Genomic DNA, 13390 nt, shown 5'->3' with positions numbered 1-13390 from the left:
AACTGGAGGAGAAGAAATGAGTATTACAAGAAGAACGTTTGGGACGCGCATGGCAGGCGCGGCTGTGGGACTGGCCCTCGCCCTGTCGGGATTTGCCGTACCGGCGAACTCGATCGCCGCGGAATTTCCGGAAAAGCCGGTGACGCTGGTGGTTTGGGCGGGTGCCGGAGGAGCGCTCGACACTTACGGCCGCAAGCTCGCCGAGCTCCTGGAAAAGGAGGCAGGGTGGACGGTGAAGGTAGACAACAGGCCGGGCGGGAGCGGCGCCGTCGGCGTCTCGCAGATCATGACGCAGCCGGCCGACGGCTACAACATCCTCGTCCTCACCGGAACGCTGACCTTCGGCATCGCCCAGGGGCTCATTCCCTTCGAACTCGAGGATTTCCGCCTGCTTCGGGCCATGCAGTCGGAGCCGTCTTCGCTTGCGGTGCTTTCCGACAGCCAATTCAAGTCCGTCGACGATTTCACCAAATACATGAAGGACAATCCGAACGGGCTGAAGGTCGGCGGCCATGCGCCCGGCGGCTTTCATCAGTACATGCTGTACCAGCTCATGAAGAAGGGCGGTTTCGAGAGCGGCTGGATCCCGCATGACGCGTCAGGCAAGGTGACGCTCGGCCTCCTCGGCAAGCACCTCGATGCTGCCATGATGACGCCATCGACCGGCCTTGCGCAGGTCAAAAGCGGCGAGATCAAGCTGCTTGGCGTTTCGACCGACGAGCGTAGCGCGTTCCTGCCCGACGTACCGACGTTCAAGGAGCAGGGCTACGACATCGAGGGGGCGATCTGGCGCGGTGTCGCGGTAAAGGCGGGAACACCCGACGACGCCGTCGGCGCCATCCAGGCTGCAGTGGACAAAGTGACCGCATCCGAGGACTGGAAGAAGTTCCAGACCGAGCAGTTCCAGGATAGCCCCGACTGGAAGGAAGAGGAGTTCACCAAACGGGCGCAGAGCGACCTCGCCAACCAGCTCGAATTCCTCAAGGCCAACGGATACGTCGAATGAGCGATCACGCATCGGGTACTTCGATACATGTCCTCTCCGCCGGGCACGGCGGGGAGGCACCGCACGGGCATTATTGGCAAAACCTCGTCGCGGCCCTTGTATGCATCGGCTGGAACGTGGGCTTCCTGCTGTTGAGCCTCGGACTGCCGGCTGGACATTCACGAGGCGATGTCGGGCCGGGTTCGCTGCCCATTCAGGTTGCTGTCTTCGGTACGGCCGTGTCGGCGGTCTATCTCGTTCAGGTCCTGAGGGGCGTCGATCTCGGCGGAACGCACGGCAGGGTCGACATTGCACGCGTCAGCGGCCTGATGGCTCTCTTCGTCGCGGTGTGTCTCGGCGCGAACTGGATCGGGCTGGCCCTTTGCCTCGGAATCGGCGGGGGCGTGGCGACGCTGCTCTTTCCCGGCGAGAAACCGCTGGTCCGAGCGGTCGCAACCGGGGCCGGCTTCTGGGCGATCGCCTATCTGGTCTTCGGCAAGCTGCTCGCGCTTCCTCTTCCTTGAAACGACCTGACAGGAGTGAACACATGACGCCGGATGGCATCGCGTGCATGATGATGAGGGGCGGCACGTCGAAAGGCGCCTATTTCCTCGCCGACGATCTTCCCGCCGACGCCGGGGAGCGCGACCGGCTCCTGCTGCGCATCATGGGGTCGCCCGACCCGCGTCAGATCGACGGCATCGGCGGGGCCGATCCGCTGACGAGCAAGGTGGCCGTCGTTCGCGCCTCGGCGCGGCCCGATTTCGACGTAGACTTTCTCTTTCTCCAGGTCTTCGTCGATCAGGCACTGGTAAGCGACAGCCAGAATTGCGGCAATATACTTGCCGGAGTCGGCGCTTTTGCCGTCGAGCGCGGGCTGGTCGAAGCCGCGGAAGGCGAAACCGCCATCCGAATCTACATGGAGAACACGTCCCAGTCGGCTGTCGCGCGCATCCGCACCGCGAACGGCCGACCGGTCTATGCGGGCGACGCATCGATCGACGGAGTGCCGACTCCCGCAGCACCCGTCTATCTGACCTTTACGGACGCCGCCGGTTCAAGCTGTGGCGCATTGCTGCCGACCGGCTCGGCCGCAAACGAGATCGAGGGTGTTGCCTGCACGCTGATCGACAACGGAATGCCGGTCGTTGTCATGCGGGCGGCGGATTTCGGCCTGACGGGGTATGAGAGCCGCGAAGAGCTCGAGGCGAACGAGTCCGTCAAGGCGCGTATCGAGCGCATCCGCCTCGCCGCAGGACCGCTGATGAATTTGGGCGACGTCACGAAAAAGTCCGTACCCAAGATGACCTTGGTCGCCCTTCCGGTGAATGGCGGCGCCATCATGACCCGCAGCTTCATTCCCCACCGCGTACATGCTTCGATCGGCGTCTTTGGCGCACTCAGCGTGGCCACGGCGTGCCTGCTGCCAAACAGTCCCGCAGCGTCCCTGGCCATTTTGCCGGAGGGCGAGGAAAAGACCGTGGCCGTCGAGCACCCGACGGGACGTATGGAAATCCTGCTTCGGCTCGACAACGCCGGCAGCGTGGAGGAATGCTCGTTTCTGCGCACCGCGCGAAAGCTCTTCGATGGTCGCGTCTTCGCATGACAGCGGGCGCGGCACAAAGAAACGCCGCCCGGTCTCTGCCGGGCGGCGGCATGGAGGTATCGGTTCAGTTTTTCTGTAGCTGTGCGACCGCTTCCGAGAGCAACTCAATCATGCGGACGCGAATGTCGTCTTCGGATATTGCAACGCCGGCCGCATCGAAATCGGTCTTGATTTTGCGCACGACGTCCTCGTGCCCGGCCTCTTCGAAGTCCGCGGCGACGATTTCGCTCGCATAGGCTTCCGGGTCCGACTTGGCGAGCAGACCGGCGGCCCAAAGGCCAAGCAGTTTGTTGCGGCGTGCGGTCGCCTTGAACCTCAACTCCTCGTCCAGTGCGAACTTCGCCTCGAAAGCCTTCTCGCGATCCTGCATCGTGGTCATCAATCGATCTCCCTCAAAAACATACTGCCCGAAGCACCATCGCATAAACCAAAAGGCTCTCGAAAGTGCAATGCGCCTTTTCGCCTTCGGCGACTTTCATGATAGCCTAATCTAATCCGGGGATGGAAAGACACGCCGATTGTTAATTGTCTTCTTTTCGGATATGGACCCGCTGAGAAAATTCCCAATGCGCCTCCCAAGAGCGCCAACAACCACAGAGACAGATCCATGAATCGTCGCCGCCGTATCTACGAGGGCAAGGCCAAGATCCTTTACGAGGGTCCGGAACCGGGCACGCTGATCCAGTTCTTCAAGGACGACGCCACCGCCTTCAACAAGAAGAAACATGACGTCATCGACGGCAAGGGCGTGCTCAACAACCGGATTTCCGAGTACATCTTCACCCATCTGAACAAGATTGGCATTCCGACCCATTTCATCCGCCGCCTCAACATGCGCGAGCAGTTGATCAAGGAAGTGGAAATCATTCCGCTCGAGATCGTCGTGCGCAATGTTGCTGCCGGATCTCTTGCCAAGCGCCTCGGCATCGAGGAAGGCACCGTACTGCCGCGCTCGATCATCGAATTCTATTACAAGGCCGACGCCCTCGACGACCCGATGGTCTCCGAAGAGCACATCACGGCTTTCGGCTGGGCGAGCCCGCAGGAACTCGACGACATCATGGCGCTCGCCATCCGCATCAACGATTTCCTTTCCGGCCTCTTCCTCGGCGTCGGCATCCAGCTCGTCGACTTCAAGGTCGAATGCGGCCGCCTCTATGAGGGCGACATGATGCGCATCGTCCTGGCCGACGAGATTTCCCCCGACAGCTGCCGTCTCTGGGACATCGAGACGAAGGAAAAGATGGACAAGGACCGGTTCCGCCGCGATATGGGCGGACTTGTCGAAGCCTATCAGGAAGTGGCCCGCCGCCTCGGCATCATCAATGAAAACGAGCCGCCGCGCGGTTCGGGTCCGGTGCTGGTCAAGTAATTTCGGGGATAAGCAAAAGTGATCAAGGCACGCGTAACCGTGACGCTGAAGAACGGTGTTCTCGACCCCCAGGGCAAAGCGATCGAAGGCGCGCTCGGCGCCCTCGGCTTTGGCGGCATCGGCCAGGTGCGGCAGGGCAAGGTCTTCGATCTTCAGCTCGAAACCGCCGACAAGGCCAAGGCGGAAGCCGACCTCAAGGCCATGTGCGAAAAGCTGCTCGCCAACACCGTTATCGAAAACTACAGCATCTCCCTCGCCTGACGGCGGGGGCGGCCATTGCACTGCGTTGAAACAGCCCCGGAAATCCTTATATGCCGGGGGCAAAGGCAAGATAGGTACGTCATGAAGTCCGCCGTCGTTCAGCTTCCTGGTCTCAATCGCGACCGCGACATGATCGCGGCGCTGACGAAGATTTCCGGCAAGGCGCCGGTCACCGTCTGGCAGACCGAGAGCGAAATCCCGGATGTGGACCTGATCGTCATTCCCGGCGGCTTCTCCTATGGCGACTACCTGCGCTGCGGCGCGATCGCTGCACGCATGCCGGTGATGCAGGCGATCAAGGCCAAGGCAGAGCAAGGCGTGCGCGTACTCGGCGTCTGCAACGGTTTCCAGATCCTCGTCGAGGCGGGCCTCCTGCCAGGCGCGCTGATGCGCAACGCCTCGCTGAAGTTCGTCTGCCGCGAGGTGAAGCTCGAAGTCGTCAACGCCGACACCGCTTTCACCCGCGCCTACGCCAAGGGCCAGGTGATCCGCAGCCCCGTCGCCCACCATGACGGCAACTATTTCGCCGATGCTGAAACGTTGAAGGCAATCGAAGGCAATGGCCAGGTCGTGTTCCGCTATGCCGAAGGAACCAATCCGAACGGCTCCGTCAACGACATTGCCGGCATCCTGAACGCGAAGGGCAATGTGCTCGGCATGATGCCGCACCCGGAAAACCTGATCGAGTCCGCTCATGGCGGCGCGGACGGCCGAGGACTCTTCGCCTCCGCGCTGGACGTAATTGCTGCTTAAGTTTTGTCATGTAGCAATACGGGTGGAAAACCGCTTCGTACTTTTTGAAATTGCTCCGGTCGCCGCTGGAAGGCGGCGTTCGCCACCAGTTCCGCGAGACCTCCTATGTCATCCATTTTCAACGGACGTTCCCTTGCGCTCGCCTGCGTTGCGTCAAGCCTGACGCTTGTCGCCGCTTGCCAGTCGGGGCGTCCCGCCGCACCGGCCGCAAATTCCGCGGCGCTGCCGACGATGGAGCGCGTCGCTCTCGGCGCGAGCGGCTGCTGGTTCAAGTCGGGTGATGCGGCGTTCAAAGCCTATCGCCTCGCCCCCGAACTCAACTCCTTCTCCGGACGCCCGCGCATCCTGATTGTCCCGCGCAAATCACCGGAATCGCGCCCGCTTGCCGTGGTCGAGGCCGAGGGTCAACCCGCCCGCCTGCAGGCCTTCGGCCCGTTGATGAGCGAGCCCGTAGGGACGCGCATCGCCGCGGATGTGCGCCGCTGGGCCGCCGGCGGCAAAGGCTGCAGCTGATCCGACCATCTTCGGCAACGCCACCTTCCGCGTGGCGACGCTCTCATTGCCCTCATTCCCGTGTCTCTCAGGGGTGAGGGAGGAAACATTTGCCGGACACCCTACCGCCAGAAAGGGACGGCCGACTCGCGCCGCGCCTCCTTTTCGCTCACGCCTATATCGTCGAGCAGATGCGTGCTCAGTTCGTCGAGCGCCAGCCGGCTGCGCCTTTTGGACGCGAGCGCGCAATAAAGCTGCCAAAGCCGCGACAACACGTTTCCCGCGCCACATCGTGAATCAATGCCGAAGCGGGCCGGTGGCCGCGGATTTCGCTCCGAGGGCCGAATTGCATCAATTGCACCCATTGTCATCACCATTGCTCGCATTGCATCTGCTGCCTTAGAGATAATTGACACAGAATGTCGCGCAATATAGAGAATTGTCACTATGACAACTTGGCTTCCCGACATTGAACAAGGTCACGGGCCGCTTTACGCGCGCATTGCCGACCAGATCGAAGAGGCGATCGGCAACGGCACCCTGCCCGCGGGTACGAAGCTGCCGCCCCAGCGCAATCTCGCTTTCGATGTCGGCGTGACGATCGGCACGATCGGCCGTGCCTACGGCATTGTGCGCGAACGTGGTCTCGTCAGCGGCGAGGTCGGCCGCGGCACCTACGTTCTCGATCATCCGGAAAGCCGGCCGCCGGAGCAGTCGGATCCGCTGACGACGTCGCTTTCAGGGACACGCCCGCTCATAGCCCCAGCCGGCAAGCTCCGCTTCGACAGCACCGCCGCTCCTGATATCGGACAGGGCGACATTCTGGCGCAATTGCTTGGAGATATCAGCCGCGAGCATCACGGGGACATTGCGAGCTATGCCCGCAACTTTCCGGATCATTGGTTCGAGGCCGGGTCTCAATGGCTGGCACGCGGCAATTTCCGGCCGGGGCCGGAAACGGTCGTTCCGACGCTTGGGGCTCATGCCGCCGTCGTCGCGGTGATCTCGGCCGTCACCTCCCCCGGCGACCGCATCGCATTCGAGACGTTGACCTATTCCCAGATCAGCCGCAGCGCCGGCCTCATCGGCCGGCGGATCGCGCTGGTGGAAAGTGATGAGTTCGGGATGCGGCCGGAAGATTTCGAGCGTGTCTGTGCCCAGCAGCACCCGAAACTCGCCTTTCTGATGCCGGGCGCGCAGAACCCCACGGTCGCGGTCATGCCGCTCGACCGGCGCCGGGCAATCGCAGTCATCGCGCGCAAATACGGCGTCTGGCTGGTCGAGGACAATCTCTACGGTTCCATGACCGGAGACCCGCTCCCGTTGCTGATGGAACTAGCGCCCGAGCGGACCTTCCTCGTCGGCGGTCTTTCGAAGTCCGTTGCTGCCGGCGTACGCGGCGGCTGGGTCGCCTGCCCGCCGCATTTCAGCCAGCGCATCCGCGTCGCCCACAAGATGGTGAGCGGCGGCCTGCCTTTCATTCTCGCGGAGCTTTGCGCCCGTCTGGTCCTCTCCGGATCGGCGTCGGTATTGCGCAATCGCGGCGTCGAGGAAATTGGCGCACGCGAAGCTTTGGCGCGCGAGATCTTTACGGGCTTCGATTTCAACTCGCATCCGAAGATCCCGTTTTTCTGGCTGAAGCTGCCCGAGCCCTGGCTTTCCGGAACCTTCAAGCAGGCCGCCCTGCAGGAGGGCGTGCTCATCGACGATGAGGATGAATTCAAGGCCGGACGCTCCGACCGGGTTTTCCATCGTATCCGCGTCGGTTTCTCCTCGCCCATCGAACGATCCGAGGTGCGAAGAGGCTTCGAAATACTGCGCCGGCTTCTCGACAGCGGGCGGGCCGGATACGACAGTTTCGATTGATTAGTTTTTAAAGGTGACTTTCGCGCAAGCCTCGGCAATCTACTCTTGCTTTTGATCCCGCAGAGATTGATTCGCACTGGAAGGTTTGAGCATGAAAGATTTCCGCTCGTTTGCAGGTCGGGGACCGCTTACATTCATTGCAGCAGCCCTGACACTTTCGAGCGCACTCATCGGTAGTTCTCAGGCCGGTGCAGCAGAAAATGTCTTCGATGAATTGCGGTTCGGCGCAACGACCTCGATCGGCGACGGCTCAAATCAGGAGGACGGGGTTTTCCCCTCCGTTACAGTGTTCTTCGATCCGCTCGGCGCCGGCAGCGCAAACGGCCTTGCCGAAAAAATCCTGCGGCCGCGGATCCATGCCGGCGCCTCCGTCGCGACCTCGTCGAGCGGCGCGAGCGAGATCTACGCCGGCTTGAGTTGGGATGCCGACATCACCGAGCGCTTCTTCATCGAGCTCGGCGCCGGCGCCACGGTGCATGACGGCGATCTCAATGACGATGGATCGGACGGACCGAAACTCGGCTGCCGGCTGCTGTTTCGCGAATATGCGGCCGCGGGCTACCGGTTCGACGACCACTGGAATCTCTCGGCCACGGTCGAGCATGCGTCCAATGCCAACCTCTGCGACGGCCCTAACGACGGGCTCACGCGTGCGGGGCTGATGCTGGGCTACACGTTCTAAGGCCTGTTGAGATTTGGGATACCCGCCGCTACTTGTTTGATTTCCTCATCCCTGTGCTCGTCACAGGGATCCAGCCAGACCAAGTCCGCGCTCGGCAATCTTGTCCGCACCGCCCTGAACGCCGACAAACCCACGAGAGCCTCAACGCCATCATCTATCTCGCAGCAGCCGTCATAAACTCAGGTCGACCCGACCTGAAAACATCGTGATCTAGAGCCCCGGTCCGCCTGGCTGAAATCCGGGCTGCCGCCCTGTTGATCGACCGTATTTTTCTGTCGCGCCGCGCCGCAGCATAGGCTAAAGAAGCCGCAAAGCGCCCCTGTTACGTTGCGGTACGCACGCGCCTTCCCTTGAAGCGAGGGTTGCGCGCCGCCCGAAGGATTTGACGGTCGACGATGACGATTTCCAACACCCGCCCAATCACCCCGGACCTGATCGCCTCGCACGGGCTCAAGCCCGACGAATACGAACGCATCCTGAACCTGATCGGGCGCGAGCCGACCTTTACGGAGCTTGGCATCTTCTCGGCGATGTGGAACGAGCATTGCTCCTACAAATCCTCGAAGAAATGGCTGCGCACGCTTCCGACCAAGGGGCCGCGCGTCATCCAGGGCCCTGGCGAGAACGCCGGCGTTGTCGACATCGACGACGGTGACTGCGTCGTCTTCAAGATGGAGAGCCACAACCATCCCTCCTACATCGAACCCTACCAGGGAGCGGCAACGGGCGTCGGCGGCATCCTGCGTGATGTCTTCACGATGGGTGCGCGTCCGGTAGCGGCGATGAACGCGCTGCGGTTCGGTTCGCCGGATCACCCGAAGACCCGCCACCTCGTCTCGGGCGTCGTTGCAGGCGTCGGCGGCTACGGCAATTCCTTCGGCGTGCCGACGGTCGGCGGCGAAGTCGAGTTCGACGCGCGCTACAATGGCAACATCCTCGTCAATGCCTTCGCGGCGGGGCTCGCCAAGACCGACGCGATCTTCTATTCGAAGGCGGAAGGCGTCGGCCTCCCGGTCGTGTATCTCGGCGCCAAGACCGGACGCGACGGTGTCGGCGGTGCGACGATGGCATCGGCCGAGTTCGACGAGTCGATCGAGGAGAAGCGCCCGACCGTTCAGGTCGGCGACCCCTTCACCGAGAAATGCCTGCTCGAAGCCTGCCTGGAGCTGATGCAGACCGGCGCGGTCATTGCGATCCAGGACATGGGCGCTGCCGGCCTCACCTGCTCGGCCGTCGAAATGGGCGCCAAGGGCGATCTCGGCATCGAACTCGATCTCGACAAGGTGCCGGTGCGCGAAGAGCGCATGACGGCTTACGAGATGATGCTTTCCGAAAGCCAGGAGCGCATGCTGATGGTGCTGCGCCCGGAAAAGGAAGAGGAAGCCAAGGCGATCTTCGTCAAATGGGGCCTCGATTTCGCGATCGTGGGCAAGACCACCGACGACCTGCGTTTCCGCATCCTGCACCAGGGCGAAGAAGTGGCGAACCTGCCGATCAAGGAGCTCGGCGACGAAGCGCCGGAATACGACCGCCCCTGGACGCCGGCAAGGGCACCCTCGCCGCTCGCCACCAACGACGTCCCGCAGGCTGATGTTTCCGATGCGCTTCTGAAGCTCGTCGGCTCCGCCAACAATTCCTCGCGCCGCTGGGTCTATGAGCAATATGACACGCTGATCCAGGGCAATTCGCTGCAGCTGCCGGGCGGCGACGCCGGCGTAATCCGCGTCGAGGGCCATGAGACGAAGGCACTTGCCTTTTCTTCGGACGTTACGCCGCGCTATGTCGAAGCCGATCCGTTCGAGGGCGGCAAGCAGGCGGTCGCCGAGTGCTGGCGAAACCTGACTGCGACCGGCGCGCTACCGCTCGCCGCGACCGATAATTTGAACTTCGGCAATCCCGAACGGCCGGAGATCATGAGCCAGCTCGTCCATGCGATCAAAGGCATCGGCGAAGCCTGCCAGGCACTCGACTTCCCGATCGTCTCCGGCAACGTCTCGCTCTACAATGAGACCAACGGCCAGGCGATCCTGCCGACCCCCACCATCGGAGGCGTCGGCCTCGTCCGCGACTGGTCGAAGATGGCGCGGATTCGCTTTGCGGCGGCGAACGAAAGCATCCTGCTCGCCGGCGCTCCGGAGAGCTGGGGAACGCATATCGGCCAGTCGGTCTACATGCGCGATATACACGGCCGCACCGACGGTCCGGCGCCGCATGTCGACCTCGGCCATGAACGCAAGGTCGGCGATTTCGTTCGCGGCTTGATCGAGGACGGCCTGGTTACGGCCGTACACGATTGTTCCTCGGGCGGACTTGCGCTCGCCGTCGCCGAGATGGCCATCGCTTCCGGCATCGGCGCGACGATCGATGCACCTGCGGAACACGACCCGATCCCGGTCTTCTACGGCGAAGACCAGGGCCGCTATGTCGTAACCGTGGCCGAGGGTTCGGCCGAGACGGTGGCCGCACGTGCAAAAGCCGCCGGCGTTGCGCTGCCGGTGATCGGCAGGACAGGCGGGAATGCGGTGCAGCTCGGAGACGCCAGGCCCGTATCCGTCGATGAATTGCGTTCCGCACATGAAGCGTGGTTCCCCAATTACATGGGCGGCGATCTCGCACCGGACAATTGACCCGCCGGCCGGCAGGCGGCCGAAACAGCATTTGCCTTCGGCCCCTGAATCGTGTTTCCCTTGAGCTCATAGCGGGCGGCGGCAATGCGGCCGCGCCGCAAGAATAACAAGGGAGTTGGCGTATCATGCCCATGGCACCAGGCGATATCGAAGACATGATCAAGGCCGGGATTCCCGGCGCAAAGGTCACGATTCGTGATCTGGCCGGTGACGGCGACCACTATGCCGCCGAAGTCGTGGCCGAAGCGTTTCGTGGCAAGACGCGCGTGCAGCAGCACCAGATGGTCTACAATGCCTTGAAGGGCAACATGGGCGGCATACTCCATGCACTTGCCCTTCAAACCAGCGCGCCGGAGTAAGACGGAAATGGCCGACCTGATCAAGGAGCTCGTAAGCGGGGTCGTTGACAGCGCGTTGAAAGAGATCCTCAAGAAAACCAGAGCGACCGGAACCGCGGCCAAGCGGGCGAAACGGCGAAGCAGGAAAGCCAAGTCAGGCGGCATACTGGCTGACATCGTCGAGGCGGCCTTCCGTAAACCGGCAAAGAAGCAGGTGAGCCGTCGCCGGACCGCGGCTTCCCGGAGCAAACTGCGCCGCCGCTCGGCCTAGATCACGTGTTCTAAGCCTCATCCCGCCCCGAGAGTGGTGCGGAAGCCGAACTTTGAGGGACCATCAATAATTTTGCGATTGGGTGGTGAAAACCACGTCCATGCGTGCTATCTAGACCCCAATCGATATCCGGTCCTTGAAACCGGCGCAGGAAGGAAGACGAGATGAGCGGAATCAACGATTTCATCGATAACGAGGTCAAGAGCAACGACGTCGTTCTTTTCATGAAGGGAACGCCGCAGTTTCCGCAGTGTGGTTTCTCCGGCCAGGTGGTGCAGATCCTGGATTACGTCGGCGTCGACTATAAGGGCATCAACGTGCTCGCCGATGCCGATCTGCGCCAGGGCATCAAGGATTATTCCAACTGGCCGACCATTCCGCAGCTTTATGTGAAGGGCGAATTCGTCGGCGGTTGCGACATCGTGCGGGAAATGTTCCAGGCTGGCGAGTTGCAGTCGCTTCTTCAGGGACAGGGTATCTCCGTCAAGGGCGCCGCCTGACACTTCCGAACCGCATCTTCGCGATGATCGGAAAAGGCGGGTAACCGCCTTTTTTGATTCCGAAGCAATATGCCGCGCATCTAATTTTCAATACGCTTCATGAGCGGGCGGCGAAATTCACGCCAGTCATGAATCGCCATGGACGAGCGGGCGCGCGGTCTCGCATGCAGCCCTGTCCGGCGTGCGGCCTGCTCCGATTTCCACCGGCAAGTACTGCGTCCTTTTCGATCCGACACAACAAAAGACTGAGTTTATTCAGCAGATCCAAATCATTGCGAAACGTGCCACGCACTGGCTCGGCGTGGCGAAGAACCGGCTGCAGGAAAGCTGCAGCCGGCAGGATGTATGAAATGACAAGGCCCATAGACCAAGCCGCCACCATCTCCGGACTGACGAAAGTCCAGTTCATTGCATTGATGGCCATGCTGATGTCCATCAACGCGATCTCGATCGACATCATGCTGCCGGGGCTGCAGGAAATCGGCGCGAGCCTCGGCGTGGCGGATGAGAACCATCGGCAATACGTCATAACCGCCTACCTGCTCGGCATGGGGTTCGCGCAGCTCTTCTTCGGCCCGCTGTCCGATCGCTTCGGGCGAAGGGCACCATTGTTGGGCGGGCTGGCACTTTACGGCGTCAGCGCTCTTGCGATCGTGTTCGTACCGACCTTCGGGGCACTCCTGTTCCTTCGGCTCGTGCAGGGCATAGGCGCGGCTGCAACCCGTGTCATCACCGTTTCCATCGTGCGCGATGTCTATGGCGGGCGGCAGATGGCCGAGATCATGTCGCTGGTGATGATGGTGTTCATGATCGTTCCGGTCATCGCACCGAGCATCGGACAATTGATCATGCTCTTTTCCGAGTGGCACATGATCTTCGTCGTGATCGCTCTGTTCGCGGTTGCCGTAGCGCTTCCGGTCGCCTTGCGCCTTCGGGAGACTTTGGCTCCCGCCAACCGGCGCCCCTTCACGGCCTCGTCCATACTTGCGGGCTTCCGCATCGTGCTGACGAACCGGCTGGCGCTGTTCTATACGCTCGCGACGTCGGCCCTCCTCGGCGCTCTCTTCGGTTTCATCAACTCGGCGCAGCAGATTCTCGTCGGCGTCTATGGTCTCGGCGTCTGGTTTCCGGCCGTCTTCGCCGCTTTCGCCGGCATGATGGCGGTCGCCTCCTTCACCAATTCGCGACTCGTCCGGACGTTCGGGATGCGGGCATTGTCGCATGCAGCACTTCTCGGCTTCACGCTGGCGAGTTTCATCTGGATGTCGGCTTCATTGATCGGGCCGCTGCCTTTGCCGCTTTTCATGCTCCTTCATGCCGCCACCATGTTCCAGTTCGGGCTGATCGCCGCCAACTTCAACGCCATGGCGATGGAGCCGCTCGGCCACGTGGCCGGCACCGCCTCTTCCGTTCTCGGCTTCACGCAGACGATCGGCGGCGGCATCATCGGCGCCTTCATCGGCCAGGCCTTCAATAACAGCGTCACGCCCCTTGCGGTCGGCTTCTTCACGGTCGCCGTCGTCGCGCTTGTCTGCGTGCTGATCGCAGAGGGCGGCAAGCTCTTCAAACCGCACAATCCGGCCGGCTAGCCGGATTGGCTCCAGGACACCGATTTTTCCTCCCAGTCCATTTTGGAT

Annotated in this window: 16 protein-coding genes; 14 read left to right on the top strand and 2 right to left on the bottom strand. The window is 62.0% G+C overall.

All coding sequences use genetic code 11. The annotated features are described in order from the left end of the window. Positions 1 to 16 precede the first annotated feature (16 nt). From M1D43_RS04260 to M1D43_RS04250, 3 genes are read left to right on the top strand one after another with little or no spacing between them, the layout of a single operon-like run. Positions 17 to 1006 (top strand): tripartite tricarboxylate transporter substrate binding protein, encoded by a 990-nt coding sequence (locus M1D43_RS04260; protein WP_014526839.1) that lies wholly within the window; start codon positions 17 to 19, stop codon positions 1004 to 1006. Further along, positions 1003 to 1509 (top strand): tripartite tricarboxylate transporter TctB family protein, encoded by a 507-nt coding sequence (locus M1D43_RS04255; RefSeq protein ID WP_153314917.1) that lies wholly within the window; start codon positions 1003 to 1005, stop codon positions 1507 to 1509. Before M1D43_RS04260 ends, M1D43_RS04255 begins: the two co-directional genes overlap by 4 nt. A gap of 23 nt (positions 1510 to 1532) precedes the next feature. Further along, entirely contained in the window at positions 1533 to 2591 is a 1059-nt protein-coding gene (locus M1D43_RS04250; RefSeq protein ID WP_003531410.1) for a 4-oxalomesaconate tautomerase, read from the top strand. Between the two features lie 64 nt (positions 2592 to 2655). Here M1D43_RS04250 and M1D43_RS04245 read toward each other — a convergent pair whose 3' ends face one another. After that, on the bottom strand, positions 2656 to 2970 hold the full coding sequence (locus tag M1D43_RS04245) for a DUF1476 domain-containing protein (protein ID WP_003531408.1): 315 nt from the start codon (positions 2968 to 2970) through the stop codon (positions 2656 to 2658). 228 nt (positions 2971 to 3198) lie between these two features. Here M1D43_RS04245 and purC point away from each other — a divergent pair, with 228 nt between their 5' ends. From purC to M1D43_RS04225, 4 genes are all read left to right on the top strand, one after another. Then, positions 3199 to 3963: a phosphoribosylaminoimidazolesuccinocarboxamide synthase gene (gene purC, locus M1D43_RS04240; RefSeq protein ID WP_003531407.1), complete on the top strand. Its 765-nt coding sequence runs from the start codon at positions 3199 to 3201 to the stop codon at positions 3961 to 3963. A gap of 18 nt (positions 3964 to 3981) precedes the next feature. Then, the gene (purS, locus tag M1D43_RS04235; RefSeq protein WP_318853871.1) at positions 3982 to 4224 is read left to right on the top strand and encodes a phosphoribosylformylglycinamidine synthase subunit PurS; all 243 of its coding nucleotides are present in this window, start codon (positions 3982 to 3984) and stop codon (positions 4222 to 4224) included. A gap of 81 nt (positions 4225 to 4305) precedes the next feature. Beyond that, positions 4306 to 4977 carry a phosphoribosylformylglycinamidine synthase subunit PurQ gene (purQ, locus tag M1D43_RS04230; RefSeq protein WP_153314914.1) on the top strand — a complete coding sequence of 224 codons (672 nt, stop codon included), beginning with the start codon at positions 4306 to 4308 and terminating at the stop codon, positions 4975 to 4977. Between the two features lie 105 nt (positions 4978 to 5082). Continuing rightward, a complete protein-coding gene (locus tag M1D43_RS04225; protein ID WP_028010898.1) occupies positions 5083 to 5490 on the top strand; it encodes a hypothetical protein in 408 nt (135 codons plus the stop codon). 101 nt (positions 5491 to 5591) lie between these two features. On the opposite strand, the gene M1D43_RS04220 is transcribed toward M1D43_RS04225, so the two are convergent. After that, positions 5592 to 5741 carry a DUF1127 domain-containing protein gene (locus tag M1D43_RS04220; RefSeq protein ID WP_017263638.1) on the bottom strand — a complete coding sequence of 50 codons (150 nt, stop codon included), beginning with the start codon at positions 5739 to 5741 and terminating at the stop codon, positions 5592 to 5594. A 175-nt stretch (positions 5742 to 5916) separates the two neighbouring features. Here M1D43_RS04220 and M1D43_RS04215 point away from each other — a divergent pair, with 175 nt between their 5' ends. The 7 genes from M1D43_RS04215 to M1D43_RS04185 all read left to right on the top strand — a co-directional run bounded on the left by M1D43_RS04215 (position 5917) and on the right by M1D43_RS04185 (position 13342). Next, positions 5917 to 7335 (top strand): aminotransferase-like domain-containing protein, encoded by a 1419-nt coding sequence (locus M1D43_RS04215; RefSeq protein WP_153314912.1) that lies wholly within the window; start codon positions 5917 to 5919, stop codon positions 7333 to 7335. A gap of 91 nt (positions 7336 to 7426) precedes the next feature. Beyond that, on the top strand, positions 7427 to 8017 hold the full coding sequence (locus tag M1D43_RS04210; RefSeq protein ID WP_153314910.1) for an acyloxyacyl hydrolase: 591 nt from the start codon (positions 7427 to 7429) through the stop codon (positions 8015 to 8017). 395 nt (positions 8018 to 8412) lie between these two features. Further along, entirely contained in the window at positions 8413 to 10644 is a 2232-nt protein-coding gene (purL, locus tag M1D43_RS04205) for a phosphoribosylformylglycinamidine synthase subunit PurL (RefSeq protein ID WP_153314906.1), read from the top strand. A 125-nt stretch (positions 10645 to 10769) separates the two neighbouring features. Further along, positions 10770 to 11003, top strand: a complete 234-nt coding sequence (locus M1D43_RS04200; protein WP_003531391.1) for a BolA/IbaG family iron-sulfur metabolism protein — start codon at positions 10770 to 10772, stop codon at positions 11001 to 11003. Between the two features lie 7 nt (positions 11004 to 11010). Further along, positions 11011 to 11253 (top strand): hypothetical protein, encoded by a 243-nt coding sequence (locus tag M1D43_RS04195; protein WP_013844493.1) that lies wholly within the window; start codon positions 11011 to 11013, stop codon positions 11251 to 11253. Between the two features lie 164 nt (positions 11254 to 11417). Next, positions 11418 to 11753: a Grx4 family monothiol glutaredoxin gene (gene grxD / locus M1D43_RS04190; RefSeq protein ID WP_003531377.1), complete on the top strand. Its 336-nt coding sequence runs from the start codon at positions 11418 to 11420 to the stop codon at positions 11751 to 11753. A 341-nt stretch (positions 11754 to 12094) separates the two neighbouring features. Next, positions 12095 to 13342 carry a multidrug effflux MFS transporter gene (locus M1D43_RS04185; protein WP_017263637.1) on the top strand — a complete coding sequence of 416 codons (1248 nt, stop codon included), beginning with the start codon at positions 12095 to 12097 and terminating at the stop codon, positions 13340 to 13342. Positions 13343 to 13390 lie beyond the last annotated feature (48 nt).

Source organism: Ensifer sp. R1-3 (genome assembly GCF_056739175.1).
The sequence above is the reverse complement of the archived record's forward strand: the minus strand, read 5'-3'. Positions and strand labels throughout refer to the sequence as shown.